Raw genomic sequence first — 24,728 nt, forward strand, 5'->3', positions numbered from 1 at the left:
CGCGATCGTGAAGAAGAAGTTCGAGCGCGAGGACAGTTTCCACTATGCGTGGGTGCCGCTCGCGTGCGTGCGCCAGGTCGACCGGATGCGCGACTGGGCGCTCGAGGCGGCAGCCGGCACGCCGTGCGCGACGCTCGTGCTGCATGCGCGCGAGGACGAATTGACGAGCCTGCGCTCGGCGGATTTCCTGCTCGCGAAGATGCCCGACGCGCGCGGGATCGTGCTGGAGAACAGCTACCACATGATCTGCGCGGACAACGATCGCGACGACGTCGCGCGCCACGTGCTCGAATTCTTCGGGTTCGATCCGGTGCATGCGGTCAGCCCGGCGATGGCGCGCAGGATGGGGCGGATGGCGCCGTGACGACGGCTTACGCCGCTTCCGGGGGATGCGCGATCCGCGCCCGGATCTCGGGCGACGCAAGACACGTGGCAACCGCTTCGTAGCCGGGTGAACCGGGGTAAGGCGCCACGCGCGAAGGCGGACTGTGATTGGCCGGGCACAGGATGATCGCTTCGTGCGGGCCGACCGCCGACAGGTCGAGGATCGCCGACGAACGCGTCAGCAGGAACAGCGGCCGCATCCCGGCGGCGGCCTGTTCGCGCAGACGGGCAATCAGTGCCTGTTGCGTGGGGCGATCGAGATCCTGTTCGATCATGTCGACGACCCGTGTGCGCGGGCCTTCGGCTTCGAGGGCGACGAGCAGCGCGGTCAGCGCCGCCGACGGCGTCGCGCCTCGGGCGACGAGCGCTGCCGATGCACGGTCGACGCGCGACTTCAATGCAGGATCGGTGCGCAGCATGTCGCGTGCCGCCGCACCGTCGTTCTCCAGCCGGTCGAGGCCGACGAACGCGGCGCCGGGCAGTGCGTCGGCGAGCCGGAGCGCCAGCCGCGTCTTGCCGCTGCCGAGCGGGCCGATGATGTAGTTCAGCGGCCGGATGTCGCGACACTCGAACCACTCGCCGCCCCACGGCCACGGCAGGCTGAATGCCACGCCGGCGCGGCTGTCGTCGACGAGCCGGGCCAGTTCGCCGTCGGCCGGCATCCGGCCGCGTGCGAGGCCGGCGCGGATTGCGTGTACGCGATCGACCTTGAGCACGAGATCCTGAATCCCGTGATCCAGCGCCGCTTCGTGAGCGGCCAGTGCGTCGTCGAGGCTGCGCGCGTCGCCGTCGAGCACGCGCGCCACCTGCGCGAGACCGAGGCCGAGTGCGCGCAGCGCGGCGATGTCGGCCGCGCGGGCGAGATCGTCCGGGCCGTACGCACGGTATCCGGCCGGCGTGCGTTCCGGCGTGACGAGGCCGTGCCGCTCGTACAGCCGCAGCGCCTTGATCGAGACACCGAGCCGCGCGGCGGCGGCCGACGCGTTCAAACGGGGCGTGGACGTGCTCATCCGTCACCTCTCCTTGCTGTCGATTCGTTGCGCTCAGCATAAAGGCGATCCCAAGGGCCGGGTCAAGCGAGCGTGCATGTGCGATGCACACAAGGTGTCGGCCGGAAATCGGAGGCCGGCGGCGGCCCCTTTCTCGCCGCGCCGCGCATCTGGGAGAATGCGGCCGGGCCGATTCACGGCCGGCGCCGACACGGCGCAGGATCCGACAGGTGGGAAATTGACCGACAACGAAGAACTTTCGCTCCACCAGGAGAGCCGCTTCTGGCAGCTTGCGCCGGTGAAATGGTGGATTCGCGGGCATGGCCGCGACGGCTATTCGTTCCGGCTGCTGCTGTGGCCGCCGGTGATCGTGTTCGTGCTCGAATTCCTCTGCATGATCTTCGATGCGCTGTACACCAGCATCGGCATCAGCGCGGTCGCGACGCTGTTCCTCGGCTTCGCCGGATACCATGGCGCGCAGCGCGAATGGCTGGTGCCGTCCGCGACCACGCGGGCGCTCGTGAAGGCACGCATGAAGAAGGCGGCCGAGCGGTTCTCGTCGCTCGGTGTGGGCGCGACCGTGCTCGCGATCTTCGTCGCCGCGACGTCGCTGTCGCTCGTGATGTCGGGTCAGGCGGTGCTGGACAGCGTATCGAAGGATGCCGTGTCGATCTTCATCGCGCTGGTGTTCCTGCCGGTGTACGTGTCCGGCGCGGTGCGCAAGCTGGCGATCGCGCGGATCGAGGAACTGGAGGCGCTGCGCAACGCGACCGTCGGCACCCGCCTGAAATTCGACCGGGCCGGCGCGGTGCGCGCGGTCGTCGTGCAGGGCGCGGCCGGGAAAGGGACGGTGTCCGTGCTGGAGTACACGGTGCTCGGGTTCAACCCGCCGCTCGAACAGGTCGGGCGCGAACCGCACGAGGTGCGGTAAAGGCGGGCGCCAGGTCGGCCGTAAAGGCGATGCCTCAGGCCGGAAAGCGCGCGTGTTCCGGCGCCGGCGTGAGGTTGTCGGGCCATTGCACTTCGAACAGCGTGCCGCCCGTGCGGCTCGGCATGCAGACAGCTTCGCCATGATGCGCATGGGCGATCGCCGCGACGACGGCGAGCCCGAGGCCGCTGCCGCCCGGCTGCGTGTCGTCGGCGCGCCGGAAGGCCTTGAACACGTGCGGCGCGAAATCGGCCGGGATGCCGGGGCCGTCGTCCCCGACGCGCAACCGGCACATCCCTTGTTCGATGCGCGTCTGGATGCGGATCGCGCCGGGCACCGCATGGCGGCGCGCGTTTTCCAGCAGCGCCAGCAGCGCCTGGCGGATGCGTACCGGGTCGCAACGCATGCGCCGCGTGTCGAGATCGAGCACCGGATGCTGGCCGGCGGCCCGCAGCGCCGGCTCGAACATGTCGACCACCGCACGCGCATCCGCCGCGAGATCGGTGTCGCGGATCTCGATGCTCAGGTGGCCGCTGTCCGCGAGGCTGACCACGCGCAAATCCTCGATCAGCCGCGTCAGCCCTTCGACTTGCCCGAGCAGGCTGCGGAACTGCGCTTCGTCGGGGGTGAACACGCCTTCGGCGAGCCCCTGCAGGCGCCCGCGCAGCACCGTGACGGGCGTGCGCAGCTCGTGCGCGATCGCCGCGTTCCAGAGCGCCTGCTCGTTGGTCACGCGCTGCAGCTCGCTGGCGAGCGCGTTGAAGTTGTCGGCGAGCAGCGCGGCTTCGTGCAGTGAACGGTCGCCCGCGACGGCGCGTGCGTCGAGATCGCCGCGCGCGACGCGGCGAATGCTTTCGGTGACCGAATTGAGCGGCACGAGGATGCGGCGCGCGAGATTGACCGCGACCGCGACCGACAGCGCGAGGCCGACCGCCGTGGTCGCGATCAGCCAGGCCCATTCCGGCCCGGTCGGCAGCAGGTTCTTCGTGTTGAAATGCGCGGGCCAGTAATTGAACGCGATGTAGTAGAAGACGGTGGCAGTGAGCACCATCAGCACGGTCACGCCGAACACCATGCCTGCCATGGTCAGCGCGATCTGCCGGCTCAGGCCGTCGAGCTTCATGCTCAGCTCCAGAGCTTGTAGCCGACGCCGCGCACGCTGACCGGCACGCCCTGCACGCCGAGGTCGTCCAGCTTCTTGCGCAGCTTGCTGACGTGGCTGTCCACCGTGCGCTCCAGCGCGTCGCCTTCCGGCAGGCAGGTGGCCATCAGCTCGGCGCGGCTGAACACGCGCCGCGGCGCGCGCGCGAGTTGCGCGAGCAGCTTGAATTCGGTGAGCGTCAGGACGAGCGTGTGCCGTTCGCTGCCCACTTCGAGCGTGGCTTCGTGGTGTTCGAGATCGATCTCGAACGGCGCGACCCGCAGCACGCGCTGTTCTTCCTGGCGCGCGCCGGCCATCGAGCGGCGCAGCACCGCCTGCGCGCGCGCCACGACTTCGGCGGGATTGAACGGCTTCACCACGTAGTCGTCGGCGCCGATGCGCAGGCCGGTGAGCTTGTCGATGTCCTGGTCGAGCGCGGTCAGCATGATGACGGGCGTGTCGCCGCGATGACGGATTTCGGCGAGCACCTTCCAGCCGTCGACGTGCGGCATCTGCACGTCGAGCAGCACGAGGTCGGGCTTGAGCTGCAGGTGCAACTCCAGTGCGCGGCGGCCGTCGGCGGCGTGTACGGTGCGCAGGCCGCCGCGCGCGAGATAGGCGGTCAGGATCTCGGCGATCTCGGGTTCGTCTTCGGCGATGAGGACGAGCGCCTGGGCATTCTGGCCGGCGCCGGGCGATGAAGAAAATTCGGGCATGGCCACTCGTTCAGATCCATCAGGGGGTTCCGTCAGGTCGCCATACTACCGCACGGCCGGCGCAATCGAACGGAGGCGGGGGGCAGCGCAGCGCGGCGCGACGCGATTCGCGCCTGGCCGACGGATGTCCCGCCCTTGCCTGCGTTTGTAAAGAAGCTACGGCGCCGGCATCCGGCGACGCGTGCCGGTCCGGCACGCATCGTCGGACTCAGATGTGACCCAGCAGCACGAGTATCACGACGATGACGACGATCAACCCGACCGAGCCCGACGGCCAGTAGCCCCAGCTTCGGCTGTGCGGCCACGCCGGAAACGCCCCGATGAGCAGCAGAATCAGAATGATGATGAGGATCGTACCGAGCATCGCACCCCTCCCGACGTCGTGAATGGACGGTGCCTCCCGCCGCAATTCGTGTGCCGCGGCGAGGGCGGGCGAAAGCCGGCGCAAGCGCACGGTTGGAATGCCTGAAATTCACCCGATGAATACCCGCCGATTCAGAAAATAAAGTTTGAAAATGCATCCCCGCCCCCTATGCTGAATCCTTCTGATCTGGCGGGCATGCGATGGCTGAACTTTTTCTGGTACGGCACGGGCGGGCGTCCTTCGGCACGGACGACTACGACCGGCTTTCCGCGGCGGGCGAGCAGCAGGGCGTCTGGCTCGGCGAATACTTTGCGCGGCAAGGCCTGGCGTTCGACCGCGTGATCTGCGGCACGATGAACCGCCACGCGCAGACGGTCGACGCGATCCTGCGCGGGATGGGCCGCGAGGGCGCGGCGATCGACCGCCATCCCGGCCTGAACGAATACGACTTCCACGGCCTGTTCGCCGCCGCCGCGCACGACTACCCGGACATCGCCCGCCTCGCGGCCGGCTCGATGAAGGAGCATTTCCGCGCGCTGCGGCAGGTGCTGCAGCTCTGGTCGGAAGACAAGCTCGGCGATTCGGCCCCCGAGACCTGGTCGCACTTCCAGCAGCGCGTGGCCGATGCCCGCGCGGCCATCCGCCACGGCGGCGGCCAGCGCGTGCTGACGGTGAGCTCCGGAGGCCCGATCGCGGTCACCGTGCAGCAGGTGCTGGCCGCCCCGCCGTCGAGCGCGATCGCGCTGAACCTGCAGATCCGCAACAGCAGCCTTTCGCAGTTTTTCTTCAACGCCGATGCATTCCACCTCGCGTCGTTCAACGGCATCCCGCATCTGGAGGATCCCGAACGACACGCGCTGCGAACCTACGGCTGACCCACGAACGATCGCGACGATGACGAACCCTACCCAGCAACTCGACGTAGCCCGCCTCACGCGCTATCTGGAAGCGCACGTGCCGGGTTTCGAAGGCCCGGTCGACACGGAGAAGTTTGCCGGCGGCCAGTCGAATCCGACTTTCCTGCTGCATGCGAAGAGCGGCCGCTACGTGCTGCGCCGCCAGCCGCCGGGCGAACTGCTGAAATCCGCGCACGCGGTCGACCGCGAATTCCGCGTGCTGAGCGCGCTGTCGGGCACCGCGGTGCCGGTCGCGCATCCGTATCACCTCTGCGAAGACCGCGACGTGATCGGCAGCCTGTTCTACGTGATGAGCTTCGAGGACGGCCGGATCTTCTGGGATCCCGCGCTGCCGGAGCTGCCGAAGGCCGATCGCGCAGTGTGCTACGACGCCTTGCTGCAGACGATGGCCGCGTTGCACGACGTCGATGTCGACGCGGTGGGCCTCGCCGACTACGGCCGCCCCGGCAACTATTTCGAGCGCCAGATCGGCGTCTGGACGAAGCAGTACCGCGCGGCGGAAACGGAGCGCCTCGACGCGATGGAGACGCTGATCGACTGGCTGCCGAAGGCGTGCCCGGCCGACACGGGCCGGCCGACGCTGGTGCATGGCGATTTCCGGATCGACAACCTGATGTTCGCGCGCGACAGCTATCGCGTGCAGGCGGTGCTCGACTGGGAACTGTCGACGCTCGGCAACCCGCTCGCCGATCTCGCGTACTTCTGCATGTGCCTGCGACTGCCGTCGGGCGGGCAGGTGCGCGGGCTCGCGGGCCAGGATCGCGCGGAGCTTGGCATTCCCGACGAAGCGGCGATCGTTGCGCGCTATTGCGAGCTGCGCGGCATCGAGCCGATCCGCGACTGGCATTTCTACCTCGCATTCAGTTTCTTCCGGCTCGCGGCGATCGCGCAGGGCGTGAAGGCGCGCGCGCTGCAGGGCAACGCATCGAGCGAGCAGGCGCTGCGCGTCGGCGCGATGGCCGGGCGTCTCGCCGAGATGGCCGTCGGCGTGATCGACGCGCAGCGCTGACATCGCCGGGCACGACACCACATCAATGGAGGAGCACAGCAACATGGCAACGAATCTGTTCGACCTGACGGGCAAGATCGCACTGGTGACGGGCGCGAGCCGCGGCATCGGCGAGGAAATCGCGAAACTGCTCGCGGAGCAGGGCGCGCACGTGATCGTGTCGAGCCGCAAGCTCGACGACTGCCAGGCCGTGGCCGACGCGATCGTCGCGGCGGGCGGCCGCGCCGAGGCGCTGGCCTGCCACGTCGGGCGCCTGGAAGACATCGCCGCGACGTTCGAGCATATCCGCGGCAAGCACGGGCGGCTCGACATCCTCGTGAACAACGCGGCCGCGAACCCGTATTTCGGACACATCCTCGATACCGATCTCGCCGCTTACGACAAGACGGTCGACGTGAACATCCGCGGCTACTTCTTCATGTCGGTCGAGGCCGGCAAGCTGATGAAGGAACACGGCGGCGGCGCGATCGTCAACACGGCGTCGGTGAATGCGCTGCAGCCGGGCGACCGGCAGGGCATCTACTCGATCACGAAGGCGGCCGTCGTCAACATGACGAAGGCGTTCGCGAAGGAATGCGGGCCGTTCGGCATCCGCGTGAACGCGCTGCTGCCGGGGCTCACGAAGACGAAGTTCGCGGGCGCGCTGTTCGCCGACAAGGACATCTACGAGACGTGGAAGGCGAAGATCCCGCTGCGCCGCCACGCGGAACCGCGCGAAATGGCCGGCACCGTGCTGTACCTCGTGTCGGACGCGGCGAGCTACACGAACGGCGAATGCATCGTCGTCGACGGCGGCCTGACGATCTGAGCGCGCGATGAAGATCGACAGCTACGCCGGGCAGGCCGTGATGATCACCGGCGCCGCGAGCGGCTTCGGCGCGTTGCTCGCGAGCGAGCTCGCCGCGATGGGCGCGCGGCTGGCGCTCGGCGACCTGAACGGCGAGGCGCTCGAACGCGTGGCCGCGCCGCTGCGCGCGGCCGGCGCCGACGTGATCGCGCGGCGCTGCGACGTGCGTGCCGAAGCGGACGTCGCCGCGCTGGTGCATGCGGCGGCCGAGCGTTTCGGCCGGCTCGACGTGGGCATCAACAACGCGGGCATCGCGCCGCCGATGAAGGCGCTGATCGACACCGACGAAGCCGATCTCGACCTGAGCTTCGCGGTGAACGCGAAGGGCGTGTTCTTCGGGATGAAGCACCAGATCCGCCAGATGCTCGCGCAGCGCGAAGGCGTGATCCTGAACGTCGCGTCGATGGCCGGGCTCGGCGGCGCGCCGAAGCTGGCCGCCTACGCGGCGTCGAAGCATGCGGTGGTCGGGCTCACGAAGACGGCGGCCATCGAATACGCGCGCCACGGCATTCGCGTGAATGCGGTGTGCCCGTTCTACAGCACGACGCCGATGGTCACCGACAGCGATATCGGCGACCGCCAGGATTTTCTCGCGCAGGGCTCGCCGATGAAGCGGCTCGGCCGGCCCGAGGAAATCGTCGCGACGATGCTGACGCTGTGCGCGAAGGAAAACACTTATCTGACCGGGCAGGCCGTCGCCGTCGACGGCGGTGTCTCGGCCTTCTGACGGAACCGAACGAACGGAATCGAGGAGTCGATCATGGACTTTGGCTACACCCCGAAAGTGGAAGAACTGCGCAGCCGCGTGCGCGCATTCATGGATGCACACATCGTGCCGCGCATCCGCCAGTGGAACGAGGAAGTGCACGCGGGCCAGTATCCCGTGTCGTTCATGGAGGAACTGAAGGAGCGCGCGAAGGCGGAAGGGCTGTGGAACCTGTTCCTGCCGCACCTGAAGGACGACGAGCCCGGCACGGGCCTGACGAACCTCGAATACGCACCGCTCGCCGAGATCATGGGGCGCGTGGGCTGGGCGTCGGAAGTGTTCAACTGCAACGCGCCGGACACCGGCAACATGGAGCTGCTGCACATGTTCGCGACGCCCGGGCAGCGCGAGCAGTGGCTGAAGCCGCTGCTGCGCGGCGAGATCCGTTCGGCGTTCGCGATGACGGAGCCCGATGTCGCATCGTCGGATGCGACGAACATCACGACGCGCATCGAGCGCGTGGGCGACGAGTACGTGATCAACGGCCGCAAGTGGTTCATCACCAACGCCGCGCATCCGAACTGCAAGATCTTCATCGTGATGGGCAAGACCGACCCCGAGGCCGAGTCGCACCGGCAGCAGAGCATGATTCTCGTGCCGCGCGACACGCCGGGCGTGACGGTCGTGCGCAACATCACGGTGGTCAATCACTACGCGCCGGAAGGGCACTGCGAGATCACGTTCGACAACGTGCGCGTGCCGGCGAGCAACCTGCTCGGCGAGGAAGGCAGCGGCTTCGCGCTCGCGCAGGCCCGCCTCGGGCCGGGCCGCATCCACCACTGCATGCGGTCGATCGGCGCGGCCGAGCTCGCGCTGGAGCTGATGGTCGACCGCGCGCAGTCGCGCGTCGCGTTCGGCAAGCCGCTGAACCGGCACGGCACGGTCGGCGAATGGATCGCGCGCTCGCGCATCGAGATCGAGCAGGCGCGCCTGCTCGTGCTGAAGGCCGCGTGGATGATCGACAAGGTCGGCGCGAAGGCCGCGCGCAAGGAAATCGCGATGATCAAGGCGCTGGTGCCGACCGTGTATGCGAACGTCTGCGACCGCGCGATGCAGGTGTTCGGCGCGGCGGGGTTGAGCCCCGATACGCCGCTCGCCGATCTCTGGACCTGGGGCCGCGCGCTGCGCTTCGCCGACGGCCCGGACGAGGTGCACCTGCAGGCGATCGCGCGGATGGAAATCAAGGACGGCGTGCCGGGTTCGACGGCGCCGTACCTGACGCCGCCGCTGCGCGCCTGAGCGTCGCGCCGGGATGCGCAGGGCCGTGGACGAGCGGGTGGCGCACGCCGTAAGATGCCGGCAAGGAGATCCGGCGATGCGCCTTTCGAAGATTGACCTGAACCTGTTCGTCGTATTCGACGCGATCTACACCAAGCGCAACCTGACGCGCGCGGCCGAGGTGCTGAATCTCACGCAGCCGGCCGTCAGCAACGCGCTGGCGCGGCTGCGCAAGACCCTGAACGATCCGCTGTTCGTCAGCACGCCGGCCGGGATGATGCCGACGCCGCTGGCCGAGAACATCGTCGGCCGTGTGCGCGAGGCGATGCAGCTGCTCGATTCGAGCGCGCACGAAGGCGACGTGTTCGATCCGGCGTCGTCGACGCGTGTATTCCGGATGAGCATGAGCGACCTGACCGAAGCGCTGCTGCTGCCCGCGCTCGGCGAACTGCTGCAGAAGCATGCGCCCGGCATGCACGTGCGCAGCTACACGATGGATCGCCGTGAAGTCGCGACCGCGCTCGCGAACGGCTCCGTCGACATCGCGATCGACGCGCCGCTGATCGGCGATCCGCACCTGCATCAGGCGCTGCTCGTGCGCGACCGCTATGCGTGCATGATCCGCGACGATCACCCGTTCAAGGGCGACACGCTCACCATGGACGACTACCTGTCGATGGGGCACATCCACGTGTCGAGCCGCCGCAAGGGCAGCGGGCACGTCGACGCGGAGCTGACGCGCCTCGGGTTGCGCCGCACCATCCAGATGCGCGTGCAGCACTACATGGTCGCGCCGCTGATCGCGATGCGCGGCGACCTGGCGCTGACGGCACCGCTGCGGCTGCTGCAGCGGTATCCGGCGCGGATTCTCGAACTGCCGTTCGAGATGCCGGCGCTCGAATACTTCTGCTACTGGCATCGCAGCGCGGATCAGGATCAGGGCAGCCGGTGGCTGCGCGAGCAACTGGTGACGCTGATGGGCGGGATCGGCGAACCGCGGTGATGCGCACGCGGCGGCGGTCAGCTTCGCAATGCCCGCGCCAGCACTTTCGCCACATGCATCGCCTGCGCTTGCGCGCCGTCCTGAATCTGATGCCGGCAACTCGTGCCGTCCGCGACGACGATCGCGCCTTCCGCCCGCGCACGCACGGCCGGCAGCAGCGACAGCTCGGCCATCGCCTGCGATGCGGCGTAATGCTCGGCTTCATAGCCGAAGCTGCCGGCCATCCCGCAGCACGACGATTCGACCGGCGACACCTTGAACTCCGGAATCCAGCGCAGCACCGTCTGCACCGGCGTGAACGCGCCGAACGCCTTCTGATGGCAGTGGCCGTGCACGAGCGCTTCGTTCGCATCGATCGCGTGCAGCGGCAGCGACAACCGGCCGGCCTCGTGTTCGCGCACGAGAAACTCCTCGAACAGGAACGCGTGGCTCGCGAGCCGTGTGGCTTCGTCGCCGTAACCGTAGGCAAGAAACTCGTCGCGCATCGACAGCAGGCACGAAGGCTCCAGCCCGACGATCGCGACACCGCGTTCGAGGTACGGCCGCAGCGCATCGAGCGTGCGCCTGGCCTCGAACTTCGCTTCGTCGACGAGCCCGGCCGCGAGGAACGTGCGGCCGCAGCACAGTGGCCGCGCGCCTGCGCGCACGTTGAAATGCACGGTGTAGCCGGCCGCTTCGAGCACGGCCTGCGCGGCGCGCGCGTTGTCCGGTTCCTGGTAGTTGCTGAACGTATCGACGAACAGCAGCACTTCGCGGGTGGCCGAGCCGGTTTGCGAGGGCGTTGATGTCCCCGTATCCGCACCCACATCCGCCAGAAACGGTCGCGCGAACCCGGGCAGCGCACGCTGCGGCGCGAGGCCGATCCATCGCTTGATCGACGACGCGACGACCGGCACGCCATTGACGAACGCGATCGCGCCGCGCATGCGCGCGGCCCACGGCGCATAACGCGGCAGATATGCGACGAGCCGTTCACGCAGCGTCGTGCCGTGCTTGCGGTTCCACGCGTGCCGCGCCTCGATCTTGAAGCGCGCCATGTCGACGCCCGTCGGACAGTCGCGTTTGCAGCCCTTGCACGACACGCACAGGTCGAGCGCGGCCTTCACGTCGTCGCCGGCGAGGCCGTCGGCGCCGAGCTGGCCCGTCACCGCGAGCCGCAGCGTGTTCGCCCGGCCGCGCGTCACGTGCTGTTCGTCGCGCGTCACGCGGTAGCTCGGGCACATCGTGCCCGCGTCGAACTTGCGGCAGTGGCCGTTGTTGTTGCACATCTCGACGGCCGACGCGAGCCCGTGCGTGATGTCGGTGCCCGAGCCGGGGGCGGTTTCTTCGCCGGTCAGCGGATTGCGCGTGACGTTCCATGCCGACCAGTCGAGCGCGGGCCGCAGCGGCAGCGCCGCATAGCCGGGCGCGAAACGGAAATGCTCGCGCGCATCCATCTTCGGCGGATTGACGATCTTGTCCGGGTTGAAGCGGTTGTCGGGATCGAACAGCTTCTTGATCTCCGCGAACGCCGCATTCAGGCGCGGGCCGTACTGCCACGCGACCCATTCGCCTCGGCACAGCCCGTCGCCGTGTTCGCCCGAATACGCGCCCTTGTACTCGCGCACGAGTGCCGCCGCTTCTTCGGCGATCTCGCGCATGCGCGTCGCGCCGTCGCGCCGCATGTCGAGGATCGGCCGCACGTGCAGCGTGCCGACGCTCGCATGCGCGTACCACGTGCCTTCGGTCTCATGCTTGTGGAACACGTCGGTCAGGCGGCGCGTGTATTCGGCGAGGTGTTCGAGCGGCACCGCGCAATCCTCGATGAACGACACCGGCTTGCCGTCGCCCTTCATGCTCATCATGATGTTCAGCCCGGCCTTGCGCACCTCCCACAGCGCCTTCTGCGCGCCGGCGTCGGTCATCTTCACGACGCTGCCGGGCAGGCCGAGATCGGCCATCAGTTCGGCGAGCCGGTCGAGCTGCGCGTGTTGCGCGTCGCGCGATTCGCCCGCGAACTCGACGAGCAGGATCGCCTGCGGCCGGCCGACCAGCGCCCGTTCGATCACGGGCCGGAACGCCGGGTTCTCCATCGACAGGTCGATCATCGTGCGATCGACCAGCTCGACGGCCACCGGCGTCAGCTTCACGATGTGCTGCGCGGTGTCCATCGCCTGGTAGAAGGTCGGGAAGTTCACGACGCCGAGTGTCTTGTGCGCGGGCAGCGGCGCGAGCTTCAGCGTGATCTGCCGGCTGTAGGCGAGCGTGCCTTCCGAGCCGACGAGCAGGTGCGCGAGATTCGCGTGACCGTCGTCGGTATAGGCGCGCGGGTTCTGGCAGTCGAACAGGTCGAGGTTGTAGCCGGCCACGCGGCGCAGCACCTTCGGCACGCGCTCGACGATCTCGTCGCGCTCGCGCTTCGCGATGCGTTCGACGCCGTGCAGCAGCTCGAGCGTGCGGCGATCGGTGACGGGCTGTGCGAGCGAACCGAACCGGCATTCGCTGCCGTCGGCGAGGATCGCGTCGATCGCGAGCACGTTGTGCACCATGTTGCCGTACTCGATCGAGCGTGACCCGCACGAGTTGTTGCCGGCCATCCCGCCGATCGTGCATTGCGCGGCCGTCGACACATCGACGGGAAACCACAGCCCGTGCGGTTTCAGCCACGCGTTCAGGTGATCGAGCACGATGCCGGGCTCGACGGTGACGGTGCGCGCCTGCGCATCGAATGCGACGATCCGGTTCAGCCATTTGCTGTTGTCGACGACGAGCGCCTCGCCGACCGTCTGCCCGCACTGGCTGGTGCCGGCACCGCGCGCGAGCACGGGAATCTTGCGGTCGCGCGCGATGTCGAGTGCGATCCGCAGGTCGTCCTGGTCGCGCGGCACGACCACGCCGAGCGGCATGATCTGGTAGATCGACGCGTCGGTCGCATAACGACCGCGGCTCGCGCGATCGGCGTAGACGTCGCCGCGCATTTCGCGCCGCAGCCGCTCGAACAGCGGCGACAGCGCGGCGCCTTGCGACGGCACGAGATGGACGGGGCGAACCAGCGAAGGCGAGACGGCGGATGTCATGGCGGCGGTCGGTATCGGGTGGGAACGGATCGGGTGAGGCTCAGGTGAGGCTCAGGCGAGCGTGACGCTGATGGGCGGCAGCCCCGCGATGCGGCCGACGGCCGTGCCCGCGGCCCGCGGAAAATGCATGCCCGTGTACGAGCCGGTCGTGACGACGGTGCCGGCCGGCAGCGCGATGCCGCGCCGCGATGCGTGATTCACGAGCCACGGCAGCAGGCGGCGCGGGTCGCCGGCCGGGTTGGTGCCAGGTGCGGTGCCGGCGATGTCGTGCCCGTCGAACGTGAACGCCGGGGCCGGCGCGGCGAACGGGAAGTCGGCGCGATAGCCGGTCATCTCGCCCAGCACGAGCGCACCGTGGTTCTGCAGGTCGGCGAGCTGGGCGGCAGGCGCGACGTCAGGCCATTCGCGGAAGCGGCTCGCGACGATCTCGATCGCGGCGCCCATCTGCGCGATACCGTCGAACACTTCGTCGTCGGCATAGGCGGGCGCCCGCGGCGCGAAGTCGCGGCCGAAGCGGAACGCGATCTCCAGTTCGAGGCCGAGCGGCCGGAACGCGCCGCGCGGCAGCGTGACGCCGCTCGCATGGCGGCAGTCGTCCGGCAGCGGTGCGCCCTGGATCGGCCCGTCGGGCCGTTTCGCGCCGACCTTCCACGCGCCGATCGCGGCACGGCGCTCGGCGAGCAGTTGCGCCTGCACCGCATAGGCGGCGTCGGCATCGGCGGGGACGAGGGCCGAAGGCAGCGCGGCGAACGCGATGCCGTGTTGCCAGCCGGCGGCGAGCCGGACGGCGAGGTCGTGGGTAGCCTGGGTCATCGTTGCAGTCGGGGAAAAGGCGGGCGCCGCGGGCGGCAGCGCCCCGTTGGCATCAGGCCGGCGAGCGATTGGCGGCCGGTTGTTCGGCGGGTGCGTCGGCGAAGCGGCTTTCCGGCTGCATGCGGAACGCGAGCAGCACACCCACGCCCATCAGCACCATGCTGCCGATGAACGGCAGCTCCCAGCTGCCGAAGCGGTCGATCACGAAGCCGGAGATCACGGGCGACAGGATCGCCGCGAGCGCGGAGCCGGAATTCATCATCCCGCTCGCGGTGCCCGAGTATTCCGGCGCGATGTCCATCGGCACGGCCCACATCGGGCCGATCGTCATTTCGGCGAAGAAGAAGCCGGCCGCGAGGCACGCCATCGACACGTACAGGTGATGGGTGAACAGCAGCGGCAACAGCGACAGCAGCGTGAGCAGCATGCAGATCGACACCATCCAGCTGCGTGCGCGCTTGAGGCTGCCGGTGCGCGCGAGGATGCGGTCGGTGACGATCCCGCCGAGCGTGTCGCCGATCACGCCCGCGAAGAACACCGCCGACGCGAACACCGCCGATTTCTTCAGGTCGAGGTCGTAGCTGTGCAGGAAGTACTGCGGAATCCAGCTCAGGAACAGCCACAGCGTCCAGCCGTAGCAGAAGTACACGATCGTGACGGGCATCATCCGGCGGAACAACGGGCCCCAGGGCACGGCGGCGGGTTTCGGCTTCGGTTGCGGCAGCGCGTCGAGTTCGGCCTGCGTGATGCGCGGGTGGTCCTTCGGGTGTTCGGTATAGACGAGCGCCCACACCGCGACCCACACGATGCTGATCACGCCGCAGATGTAGAACGATTCGCGCCACCCGTACACGGCCATCACCGCGACGACGGCGGCCGGCGCGACCGCGTTGCCGACGCGCGAGAACGCATGCGTGATGCCCTGGGCGAAGCCGCGTTTCTCGCGCGGCACCCAGCGCGACATCGCCGACGTGGCCGCCGGGAACGTCGCGCCTTCGCCGAGCCCGAGCAGCAGGCGCGCGGCGAGCAGCGACGCGAGGCCGCCGGCCATCCCGGTGAGCAGCGTCGCGACGGCCCACAGCAGCCCGCAGGCGAGCAGCGTGCGGCGCGCGCCGAAGCGGTCGCTGACCCAGCCGCCGATGATCTGGAATACGAGATACGGATACGCGAACGCGGAGAACACGAGGCCGATCTCCGTCCTGTTCAGCCCGAATTCCTTGCCGAACCCGGCAGCGGCCGTGCTCACGTTCACGCGATCGAGGTACGTGATGAAGTACATCACGCACAGCATCACCAGCACGATGCCGGTCGCTCGGAACAGCTTCATGTTTCGTCTCCTGGATGTTGTCTGGCTTGCTGCCCGTGCCGGCGTCGAGGCCGGCATCGAGGTGGGTCGTGCCGATGAAGCGGGGCGGGCGCCGGCAGCGGCCGGTGCGTGTCGCGACGACCGCGCGCGGCCGCCCGTGAAGCGGAAAGGGCGCGTCGGGCGGCGTGCGGGAAACGTGCGCGCCGCCCGCCGGCGCTCAGGCCGCCGCGCGCAGCGCGGGGGCGTGCGTGTTCGATGCGAGGGTGTCCATCGCCGCGACGACGCCGCTCGCGGCAACCGGCACGCCGGCGAGCTTCAACCCCATCTCGCAGCCGGCGAGCGTGGCCATCAGCGTGAGGTCGTTGCAGTCGCCGAGATGGCCGATGCGGAACATCTTGCCGCGCATCTTGCCGAGCGCCTGCCCGAGCGACATGTCGAAGCGTTCGTAGATCAGCTTGCGCACGGCGTCCGCGTCGACGCCGTCGGGCATCATCACGCCGGTCAGCACGGGGCTGTAGACGGCCGGGTCCGCGCACTGGATCTCGAGGCCCCACGCGCGCACCGCGCGGCGCGTGGCTTCCGCGAGCCGCTGGTGGCGCGCGAACACCGCGTCGAGCCCTTCGCCGAGGATCATGTCGAGCGCTTCGGCGAGCCCGTACAGCAGGTTGGTGTTCGGCGTGTACGGCCAGTAGCCGTTCCTGTTCGCCTCGATGATCTCGTGCCAGCCCCAGAACGCGCGCGGCAGCGTCGCGTGCCCGCTCGCCGCGAGCGCCTTCGGCGACACCGCGTTGAAGCTGATGCCGGGCGGCAGCATCAGTCCTTTCTGCGAACCCGACACCGTCACGTCGACCCCCCATTCGTCATGGCGGTAGTCGGCGGACGCGAGCCCCGAGATCGTGTCGACCATCAGCAGCGCCGGGTGGCCGGCCGCGTCGATCGCGCGGCGTACGGCCGCGATGTCGGAGGTGACGCCGGTGGAGGTTTCGTTGTGCACCACGCACACCGCCTTGATGGCGTGCGTGGTATCGGCGCGCAGGCGCGCCTCGATCATGTCGGGCTGCACGCCGCGGCGCCAGCCTTCGATGCCCGGCAGCCCGAGGAATTCGGGCTTCAGGCCGAGCGCGTCGGCCATCTTCTTCCACAGCGTCGCGAAGTGGCCGGTCTCGTACATCAGCACGGTGTCGCCGGCGCTCAGTGTGTTGGTCAGCGCGGCTTCCCATGCGCCGGTACCCGACGCCGGATAGATGATCACCGGCTGCGTGGTCTTGAAGATCTTCCTGATGCCGGCGAGCACCTTGAGGCCGAGCGCACCGAATTCGGGGCCACGGTGGTCGATGGTCGGATAGCTCATCGCCCGCAGGATGCGGTCGGGCACCGGGCTCGGCCCCGGAATCTGCAGGAAATGGCGGCCGGACGGATGAAAGTCGAGTTGCAGCATGGTTGTTCTGTCTCCTTGGTTGCATTTTGAATTTTGCATGCAAAATACTTTAGCAGAGCGGTCGCGGCAAACCCAAGGACTGATTTCGCCGAAAATGCCGGTGTTTACCCGGCGTTGGCGGGGAGATATTCGGGTCGGGCGAGTTGAAGTAGAATCGCGTGAAGCAAGAAGGAAGGATTTTGCATGCAAGATTTGAATGATCTGGAGCAAGCCGGCGGCGCGCCGGCACTGCCGAAACTGGAGCGGCAGCGGCTGCACGACACGGTCGTCGAGCACCTGCGCAAATTCATCGTCGAAGGCGTGCTCGCGCCGGGCATGCGGCTGAACGAGCGCGAGCTGTGCGAGACGCTCGGCATCTCGCGCACGCCGCTGCGCGAGGCGTTCAAGGTGCTGGCGGCCGAGGGGCTGCTGGTGCTGTCGCCGAATCGCGGCGCGAGCGTGTACCGGATGAGCGAATCGGAGATCCGCGAGACGTTCGAGCTGATGTCGGGGCTGGAGGCGTTTTCAGGCGAGCTGGCCTGCGAGCGCATCACGCAAGCGGAGCTCGCGGAGATCAAGGCGCTGCATTACTCGATGCTCGCGTGCCGGCTGCAGAACGACCTGCCCGGCTACTACAGCCGCAACCAGGAAATCCACGACCGCATCAACGAGGCCGCGCGCAACTCGGCGCTGCGCGCCACGTACCAGTCGATCAATCGCCGGATCATGTCGATGCGGTTCCGCTCGAACCAGCACGTCGAGAAATGGGATCGCGCGGTGCACGATCACGAGGAGATGATCAAGGCGCTGGAGGCGCGCGACGGCAAGGCGCTCGCGGCGATCCTGCGGCGGCATCTGCTGGAGAAGCGCGACGCGGTGTTGTTGCAGCAGGGGGAGGCAGCGCCGCACACCGGCCACGAACCGGCGTAACGCCGACGGTCCGGGCGCCGGGACACACGCCGGGACGCCGGATGCGGCCCGGTGTCATGCGTGACGCTCGCCGTCGAGTCGACTCGACGAGCGTCCTGTCCCGAAGTCCCGAACGGATGGTCGCGACGGCCTCTTTTCGACAGTTGCGGCGCCGTATTCCGTCGGTAGAATCGGCACTTCCCAACCGGAGTGCCTCGCATGGACTCTCACGCCCCGAACCGCGGCGCGCTGGCGCCCCTCGTCTACCACGAAGCCGTAGCGGATTATTTGTGCCGGCATGAGCCGGACGTCTGGCGCTGGACCGGCGAGCGCGAAACGTACACCGAACAGCTCGAATCGCTGCGCGCGTCGCTGTTGCGCGAAACCTACCGGATCGACGCCGACGCGCACGGCGATGTCCATGCCGCATTGGCACTGGCCATGGAGCGACTCGGTATCGTCGATATACCGGCCACGCTCTACCAGTCGCCGGGCAACCAGATGAATGCGTCGCTCGTCTTCGTGCCGGGCGAGATCCACATCCTGTTGCAAGGATCCGTACTGGAGCGATTGTCTTCGCAGGAACTGCTGGCGATCCTCGGGCACGAACTCGCGCACCATCTGCTGTGGTCGCGCGCCGACGGCCGCTTCCTGACGGCGGACCGGATTCTCAACGACGCGGTGGCCAACCCGGCCGGAGCCGACAGTCATCGCGAGACTTTTCGGCGTTACGCGCTGCATACCGAACTCTTCGCGGATCGGGGCGGCGCCATCGCGGCCGGCGCGGTGGCGCCCGCCGTATCGACGCTCGTGAAGGTGCAGACGGGTATCAGCACGGTCGATGCCGCCGCGTATCTGCGTCAGGCCGCTGAAATCGAATCGAACGAGTCCGGCGCCAGTGCCGCATTGAGCCATCCCGAGACCTTCATCCGCGCACGTGCGCTTGCTCTGTGGTGGGACGGCGAGGCCGGTCTCGACGACTGGATCGACGCGCGCCTGCACGGCCCGCTTTCGCTCGAGCGTCTCGACCTGCCCGGCCAGGCGCGTCTGCAGGCGCTGACGCGCGGGTTCATTGCGCACTATCTCGACGGCGCGTCGCTGGCGAGCGACGCCGTGCTGGCCCAGGTGCGCATGCTGTTTCCGGACTGGTGTGACGACGAGCCCGTCGTCGGCCCCGACGCATTCGCGGCGGCAGGCGTCGACGACAGTGTGCGCGGCTATCTCAACGCGCTGATGATGGATCTTGCACTGGCGGACCCCGATCAGCGCGACGTGGCGTTGCTGCGCGCCGGGCAGGTCGCCCGGTCGCTCGGCAGCCTCGACGCACTGCAACTCAACCTTCGGCGCGACGCGGGCCTCGGCAAGCGCGATCTCGAACGCTACAAGCGGCAACTGACCGGGGAGAAGGACGCATGAACGACACGATCGACGACGGTGCGCCGCGCACGCTGCGCACACTGATCGCCGCGCAGGCCGGCGCGGCACTGCCGACCGACGACGTACTCGTGCTGGTGCTGCCGCTGTTCGGGCAGGTGGCCGCGCTGCATGCTCGGGGCAAGGTGGCCCGGCTCGACGCCGACAGCATCGTGATCGGCGAAGAGGGCGGGCTGGCGCTGCGACACCCCGAGGGCGAAACGCCGCAGATGGACATCGGCGCCGTGCATCGCGTGCAGCCGCACCCTGCTTCGGGCCTGAACATCGTCGGCGCGCTGCGGCTGGAACACACACCGGATGGCCGCCACGATCAGACCGACCTCGCGCTGCAGACGGATGCGGCAGCCCCCATCGAGCGCCCCGTCTATTTGCCCGGGTATGCGAGCTGGGAGCGATCGCTCGGCCATCATGACGAGATCACAGACGTTTTCCTGCTGGGCATGGTGCTCGCCAGCCTCGCATGCGGGTTGAACTTCGAGACCGGGAGCGACCTGAACGGGTTCGTCGCGCATCGGCGCAATCTGTTCGTGCTTCACGAACGGCTGCATCCGATCGTCGCCGCGGTGATCGTCGAGATGACCGAAGTGAATCGCCACGACCGCGCGACCGACGTGGCGGCGCTCGCGATGCGCCTGCGCACGTGGCGCGAGCAACCGCTCGGCCTCGACGTCGAGCGCGCGCTGGCGGGAACGACCGGCGCGGCATCGCGGCGCGGCGCGGTGCTGACGCATCTGCGCGACCGCCTGTTCGATCTGTCGCGTCGCAACCGGCTGCTGCATTTCCGCCCGACCGCCGCGACCGTCAACCTGACCGTGGCCAGCGTGCCGTTGATGCTGCAGATCGAAAGCGTGCGTCCGGAACACATCTGCACGTGGGGCGGACCGTTCGCGGCCGATCTGGTGGCCGGCAAGGCCGTGCCGCTGCAGCAATGGCTGCGCTTCGACGACCAGCCCTACTTGCCGGCGTCGCTGGACCGGCTGATTGCCGATACGCGCCGCGAACGTGCGGAGTTCGGCTTCAGCAACCTGCGTCTCGTGGTCGCGTTCCTGCGTTGGCACAATCTGAAAGAGACACCCGACGACCGCATCGTGTCGCCGCTGCTCTGGTTGCCGGTTGAGCTCGTCAAGCGCAAGGGCGTGCGCGATCAGTACGTGATCCAGTGCACGGGCGGCGACGCCGAATTCAATCCGGTGTTGCGGCACCACCTGAGTCAGCTCTACGACATCCGGCTGCCCGAGACGGTCGATCTGGGCAAGATCACGCTGGCCGAGATTCACGCGGATATCCTCGCGCAGATCCGGCGCTCCGAACCGGCGGTCGAGCTACGGCTCGTCGACAAGGCGTCCGTTCGGCTGGTGCGTCAGAAGGCGCTGCAGCGCATGCAGCAGTACCGGCGCCGCAAGCCCGCGGCGCGCGCGGGCGAGTCGCGCGGCAGCCGGCTGCCGTCGTTCAGCTACAGCCAGGACGACTATCGCCCGCTCGGCCGCGCGCTGTTCGATGAATGGGTGCGGCCGAGCGAGCTGCCGCAGCGCTTCGAGGCGGGCGCCGCACCGGGTGCCAGCCTGCGTCGGCCGCAGATGGCGGACACGGCGGCCGAGCGCGTCGACGAGCGGCAAGGTTACGTGCTGCAGGAGGCGGAGGGCCATCGCTATGCGTGGGATCTCGACCTGACGCAGGTCACGCTGGCCAACTTCAACTACCGGAAGATGTCGCTGGTGCGCGATTACGCGCAACTGCTGGACGAAACCGGCGCGAACCCTGCGTTCGACAGGGTGTTCTCGATCGAGCCGCGCGAGGTGGAAACGATCGCCCCTGCTCCGCTGCCGGCGGGAGAACAGTGGAACGTGGTGGCATCCGATGCGACCCAGAATGCGTCGGTGAGTCTGGCTCGCAGCCAGCGCAGCTTCATCATTCAAGGGCCGCCCGGCACGGGCAAGTCACAGACCATCACCAACCTCATCGCGGATTACGCGGGGCGCGGCAAGCGCGTGCTGTTCGTGTGCGAGAAGCGCGCGGCGCTGGACGTGGTGTTCCATCGGCTCAAGCAGAGCGGGCTGGACGCACTGTGTTGCCTGATCCACGATTCTCAGACCGACAAGAGGGCGTTCATTGCCGATCTGAAGACCTGTTACGAGCGCTGGATCGCGCAATCGCACGACAGCGAATCGTTGCACGCACGGCGGGCGGCACTGATCGATGCGCTCGACCTGCACCAGCAGCGCATCGACGCGTTCGAAGCGGCGATGGCCGCGGCGCCCGACGCGCTGGGTGCGAGCGTACGCACACTGTTGCGCCGTCTGGTCGCGCTGCCGGTCGCACCGGAAGCGGGTTTCGCGTTGCGCGAGCGATTGCCAGCGCTCGCTGTCTGGGATCGGCATGGCGAGCTGACCCAGCGCGTGCATCGCGCGATGCGCGAACGGTTCGGCGCGGACAGTCTCGCTTCGCAACCGTTCGCACGGCTGTCGGCAGGGCTGCTGGCCGACGAACGCGCATTCGGACGGGCCGAGCAGCTGTGCCGGGACGCCGACGCGCTGTTCGACGCGCTCGATCCGGTGCTCGACAACACTGCGGCGTCGATCGGACACGAAACCGCACTGGCGCGCGCCCGCACGATCGCGACCGACTGCCAGTGGCTGATCGACACCGGCCTCGCCGCGCACCTCGACGTGCTCGAGCCGGCATCGTCCGCTCAGGCGGCGCTGCGCGACGACCGCGACGCACTGGCTGCACATGCCGACGCGCTGACGGCCGCGCAGGCCGAGACCGTGCACTGGCGAGACAAGCTGTCGCCGGGCGATACGGCGTCCGCCCTGGCGCTCGCGCGCCGGTTCGAGACGTCGGCGCTGCGATGGCTGCAGCCGGCATGGTGGCGGCTGCGCGGCGAACTCCGGCGTCGCTACGACTTCGGGCAGCATGCGGTGCATCCTGGTTACGTCAAGGTCCTGGAGCAGCTGGCCGCGGAGCAGGCGGCCGCCGCTGCGCTCGACTCGGCCGATGTCGAATGCCGCAAGCGCTACGGCGTGAGCGAAATGGGCGCCTTCCTGCGCGCGTTGGCCGAGCTGGAAGCACGTCTGGCATCGGACGATGATTTGCGCGAACGGATCGCTCATCTGCGCCGGGCCGTCGATCCGCTTGCTGCCGCACGTGTCGAGGCCGGCGCCCGCGAGGCGCTTGACAAGCTGGCGGGGCGCATCCGCGAGAACCTCGTGATGAGCGACGACGCGTCGCTGGGCGATATCGCCGAATCGCTGCGCGATCTGCGGGAAGGCCTGGACGACTTGCCCGACCTGTTGCCGCTGTTGCGCGCGGTGCACGCGGCCGATCCCGCGTATGCGGCCACGCTTCAGTCCGTCGATCATGCGCCTGCCGAGCTGGAGGCGCTGATTGCCGACGAGGCGTTGCGCCGGCTCGAGCGCGAGAACCCGGTGCTCGCGCGGTTTGGCGGTGCGGCGCTTGCCCAGGCCGCGCGCGCCGCCGCCCGGATTCAGCGCGAACTGCTGGCCGTGAACGCGCAGGTGGTGAGCTCGACGTTGCACCGGCAGTTCGCCGAGCACGTACGACAGTCTTCGTTGTCGGCCACGCAGCTCGATGCGGACGGCAAGACCTTCAAGAAGCGCTACGCGACCGGCCGGCGCGAGCTCGAACACGAATTCGGCAAGAGCATGCGGCACCGCTCGATTCGCGATCTCGCCGACGACGAAACGGGCATGGTCGTCAACGACCTGAAGCCGATCTGGCTGATGAGCCCGCTCTCCGTGTCGGATACGCTGCCGCTGTCGCCCGACCTGTTCGACGTGGTGATCTTCGACGAGGCCAGCCAGATTCCCACCGAGGAATCCGTACCGGCGCTCAGCCGCGCCCGGCAGGTCGTGGTCGTGGGCGACGAAATGCAGCTGCCGCCCACGAGTTTCTTCACGGCGGCGGGCGCGGAAGGCGAGGACGAGATCGTGATCGAGGAAGAGGGCGAGCGCATCGCAATCAGTCTCGACTCCGACAGCCTGCTGAATCAGGCGGCGCGCAATTTGCCCGCGACGCTGCTCGCATGGCACTACCGCAGCCGACACGAAGCGTTGATCAGCTTTTCCAATGCGGCGTTCTACGATGGCCGCCTCGTCACGATTCCCGATCGCGTGCTCGAGCAAAACGAGGACGGCGTGCAGTCGTTGCGATCGGATCAGGACGATGCAGGCGTCGTCGGTGCCGATGCGCTGCTGGCGCGGCCGATCAGTTTTCACCGGCTCGACGACGGCGTATACGTCGAGCGCGGAAACGTGCCCGAAGCGCGCTATATCGCGCGGGTCGTGCGCGAGCTCCTGCGCCGGGAGGGCGGCCTGAGCCTGGGTATCGTCGCGTTCTCCGAGGCGCAGCAGAGCGCGATCGAAGCGGCGCTGGAGGCGCTGGCTGCCGAGGACGCCGACTTTGCCGCGCGACTCGAGCGCGAGTACGTGCGCGAAGACGACGACCAGTTCAATGGCCTGTTCGTCAAGAACCTGGAAAACGTCCAGGGTGACGAGCGCGACGTGATCATCCTCAGCATCTGTTACGCACCGGGTCCCGACGGCAGGATGCTGATGAATTTCGGGCCGATCAACCAGCGCGGGGGAGAGAAGCGCCTCAATGTCATCTTTAGCCGCGCGAGGCATCGGATGGCCGTGGTGTCGACGATCCAAGCCGACGCGATCACCAACGTGCACAACGATGGCGCGGCCGCGTTGCGAGCGTTCCTGCAGTTTGCCCAGGCCAGTGCCACGGGCCAGTTCGATCGTGCGCAGGCGGTGCTCGGTGCGTTGAATCAGGGCGCGCGCGATGCCTTCACGCGGCGGACCTCGCCCGACGCCATTCGCGACGCACTGGCCGACGCGCTGCGCGCACGCGGCCATCGGGTCGACGTCGACGTCGGTCGATCGCAATTCCGCTGCGACCTGGCGATCGTCGATGCGACGAAGCAGGGCTATTCGCTGGCGATCCTGCTCGACAACCCGTCCAGCATCGTGGCCGATACCGCGGAGCGCTACGTGTTCCGGACCGGCATTCTGCGCGCATTCGGCTGGCGTGTGCTCGACATTCCCGGAAAGGACTGGCTGGATGACTCGGCGGGGGTGCTTGCACGCATCGAGGCGATGCTCGCGGACGGGGAAGATCGCGCGCTGGACCAGGAAATCGAGCTCCCGGTGTTTCCCGTCCGGACCCCGGCCCGGGAGGCCGCCGCGGTCGACGAGGAAGCGGTGGCAGCGGCCAGTGCGCCGACGGAGCGGGTGCGGTCGCTGCGATACATGCAGGGCGCGTCCAGCAAGTTCTGGCGCGCCAGCCTGCGCGGTACCGAGTTGAGCGTGACGTACGGTCGTATCGGCACGAACGGGCAAGTCAACCTGAAGCAATTCGAAAGCGTCGAACGCGCGCGCCGCGAAATGGACAAGCTGGTGGCGGAGAAACTGCGCAAGGGTTATGTCGAAGACCCGGCCGGGTGACAGCCGGCGCACGCTCGCAGGGCACGAGTGGCCGTCTGACCCG

At 68.3% G+C, this 24,728-nt stretch carries 18 protein-coding genes and 1 pseudogene; 11 read left to right on the forward strand and 8 right to left on the reverse strand.

The features are described 5' to 3' along the window. Window positions 1–364: pseudogene (locus E9536_RS30425) on the forward strand (esterase); the annotation flags it as partial. Between the two features lie 7 nt (window positions 365–371). On the opposite strand, the gene E9536_RS30430 reads toward E9536_RS30425, so the two are convergent. Then, window positions 372–1,394 (reverse strand): MerR family transcriptional regulator, encoded by a 1,023-nt coding sequence (locus E9536_RS30430; protein ID WP_136471854.1) that lies wholly within the window; start codon window positions 1,392–1,394, stop codon window positions 372–374. Between the two features lie 217 nt (window positions 1,395–1,611). Between E9536_RS30430 and E9536_RS30435 the strand changes: the two genes are divergently transcribed. Continuing rightward, a complete protein-coding gene (locus tag E9536_RS30435; RefSeq protein ID WP_136471856.1) occupies window positions 1,612–2,304 on the forward strand; it encodes a hypothetical protein in 693 nt (230 codons plus the stop codon). A gap of 34 nt (window positions 2,305–2,338) precedes the next feature. Here the strand turns inward: E9536_RS30435 and E9536_RS30440 are convergent, their stop codons facing one another. From E9536_RS30440 to E9536_RS30450, 3 genes are all read right to left on the reverse strand, one after another. Beyond that, window positions 2,339–3,424, reverse strand: a complete 1,086-nt coding sequence (locus E9536_RS30440) for an ATP-binding protein (RefSeq protein ID WP_060349461.1) — start codon at window positions 3,422–3,424, stop codon at window positions 2,339–2,341. Between the two features lie 2 nt (window positions 3,425–3,426). Next, a complete protein-coding gene (locus tag E9536_RS30445) occupies window positions 3,427–4,158 on the reverse strand; it encodes a response regulator (RefSeq protein WP_027790060.1) in 732 nt (243 codons plus the stop codon). Window positions 4,159–4,366: 208 nt separating this feature from the next. Further along, window positions 4,367–4,522: a DUF3309 family protein gene (locus tag E9536_RS30450; protein ID WP_021158044.1), complete on the reverse strand. Its 156-nt coding sequence runs from the start codon at window positions 4,520–4,522 to the stop codon at window positions 4,367–4,369. 200 nt (window positions 4,523–4,722) lie between these two features. Here E9536_RS30450 and E9536_RS30455 point away from each other — a divergent pair, with 200 nt between their 5' ends. The 6 genes from E9536_RS30455 (at window position 4,723) to E9536_RS30480 (ending at window position 10,282) form a co-directional block, all read left to right on the forward strand. Next, window positions 4,723–5,397: a histidine phosphatase family protein gene (locus E9536_RS30455; protein ID WP_136471858.1), complete on the forward strand. Its 675-nt coding sequence runs from the start codon at window positions 4,723–4,725 to the stop codon at window positions 5,395–5,397. Window positions 5,398–5,416: 19 nt separating this feature from the next. Next, window positions 5,417–6,448 (forward strand): phosphotransferase, encoded by a 1,032-nt coding sequence (locus E9536_RS30460; protein ID WP_060318355.1) that lies wholly within the window; start codon window positions 5,417–5,419, stop codon window positions 6,446–6,448. Between the two features lie 43 nt (window positions 6,449–6,491). Then, window positions 6,492–7,256, forward strand: a complete 765-nt coding sequence (locus tag E9536_RS30465) for an SDR family oxidoreductase (protein WP_027790057.1) — start codon at window positions 6,492–6,494, stop codon at window positions 7,254–7,256. A gap of 7 nt (window positions 7,257–7,263) precedes the next feature. Next, entirely contained in the window at window positions 7,264–8,022 is a 759-nt protein-coding gene (locus E9536_RS30470; RefSeq protein WP_059695130.1) for a glucose 1-dehydrogenase, read from the forward strand. A 33-nt stretch (window positions 8,023–8,055) separates the two neighbouring features. After that, window positions 8,056–9,300, forward strand: coding sequence for an acyl-CoA dehydrogenase family protein (locus E9536_RS30475; protein WP_059695132.1), 1,245 nt, complete (start codon window positions 8,056–8,058; stop codon window positions 9,298–9,300). A 76-nt stretch (window positions 9,301–9,376) separates the two neighbouring features. Then, on the forward strand, window positions 9,377–10,282 hold the full coding sequence (locus tag E9536_RS30480) for a LysR family transcriptional regulator (protein ID WP_027790054.1): 906 nt from the start codon (window positions 9,377–9,379) through the stop codon (window positions 10,280–10,282). Window positions 10,283–10,299: 17 nt separating this feature from the next. Here the strand turns inward: E9536_RS30480 and E9536_RS30485 are convergent, their stop codons facing one another. The 4 genes from E9536_RS30485 to E9536_RS30500 all read right to left on the reverse strand — a co-directional run bounded on the left by E9536_RS30485 (window position 10,300) and on the right by E9536_RS30500 (window position 16,895). Next, a complete protein-coding gene (locus tag E9536_RS30485; RefSeq protein WP_136471860.1) occupies window positions 10,300–13,338 on the reverse strand; it encodes an FAD-binding and (Fe-S)-binding domain-containing protein in 3,039 nt (1,012 codons plus the stop codon). Between the two features lie 51 nt (window positions 13,339–13,389). Further along, window positions 13,390–14,151 carry a 2-keto-4-pentenoate hydratase gene (locus tag E9536_RS30490; RefSeq protein ID WP_136471862.1) on the reverse strand — a complete coding sequence of 254 codons (762 nt, stop codon included), beginning with the start codon at window positions 14,149–14,151 and terminating at the stop codon, window positions 13,390–13,392. A 52-nt stretch (window positions 14,152–14,203) separates the two neighbouring features. Continuing rightward, on the reverse strand, window positions 14,204–15,478 hold the full coding sequence (locus E9536_RS30495) for an MFS transporter (RefSeq protein ID WP_027790051.1): 1,275 nt from the start codon (window positions 15,476–15,478) through the stop codon (window positions 14,204–14,206). A gap of 196 nt (window positions 15,479–15,674) precedes the next feature. Then, a complete protein-coding gene (locus E9536_RS30500; protein WP_060083029.1) occupies window positions 15,675–16,895 on the reverse strand; it encodes an aminotransferase class V-fold PLP-dependent enzyme in 1,221 nt (406 codons plus the stop codon). A gap of 183 nt (window positions 16,896–17,078) precedes the next feature. Here E9536_RS30500 and E9536_RS30505 point away from each other — a divergent pair, with 183 nt between their 5' ends. The 3 genes from E9536_RS30505 (at window position 17,079) to E9536_RS30515 (ending at window position 24,685) form a co-directional block, all read left to right on the forward strand. Then, window positions 17,079–17,804 (forward strand): GntR family transcriptional regulator, encoded by a 726-nt coding sequence (locus E9536_RS30505; protein WP_060172406.1) that lies wholly within the window; start codon window positions 17,079–17,081, stop codon window positions 17,802–17,804. Window positions 17,805–18,002: 198 nt separating this feature from the next. Then, window positions 18,003–19,199 carry a M48 family metalloprotease gene (locus E9536_RS30510; protein ID WP_060172404.1) on the forward strand — a complete coding sequence of 399 codons (1,197 nt, stop codon included), beginning with the start codon at window positions 18,003–18,005 and terminating at the stop codon, window positions 19,197–19,199. After that, window positions 19,196–24,685, forward strand: a complete 5,490-nt coding sequence (locus tag E9536_RS30515) for an AAA domain-containing protein (protein ID WP_124533697.1) — start codon at window positions 19,196–19,198, stop codon at window positions 24,683–24,685. The genes E9536_RS30510 and E9536_RS30515 overlap by 4 nt, the downstream gene beginning before the upstream one ends. Window positions 24,686–24,728: the final 43 nt, after the last annotated feature.

It is taken from the genome of Burkholderia sp. LS-044, from assembly GCF_004803625.1.
Classification (GTDB): domain Bacteria; phylum Pseudomonadota; class Gammaproteobacteria; order Burkholderiales; family Burkholderiaceae; genus Burkholderia; species Burkholderia cepacia.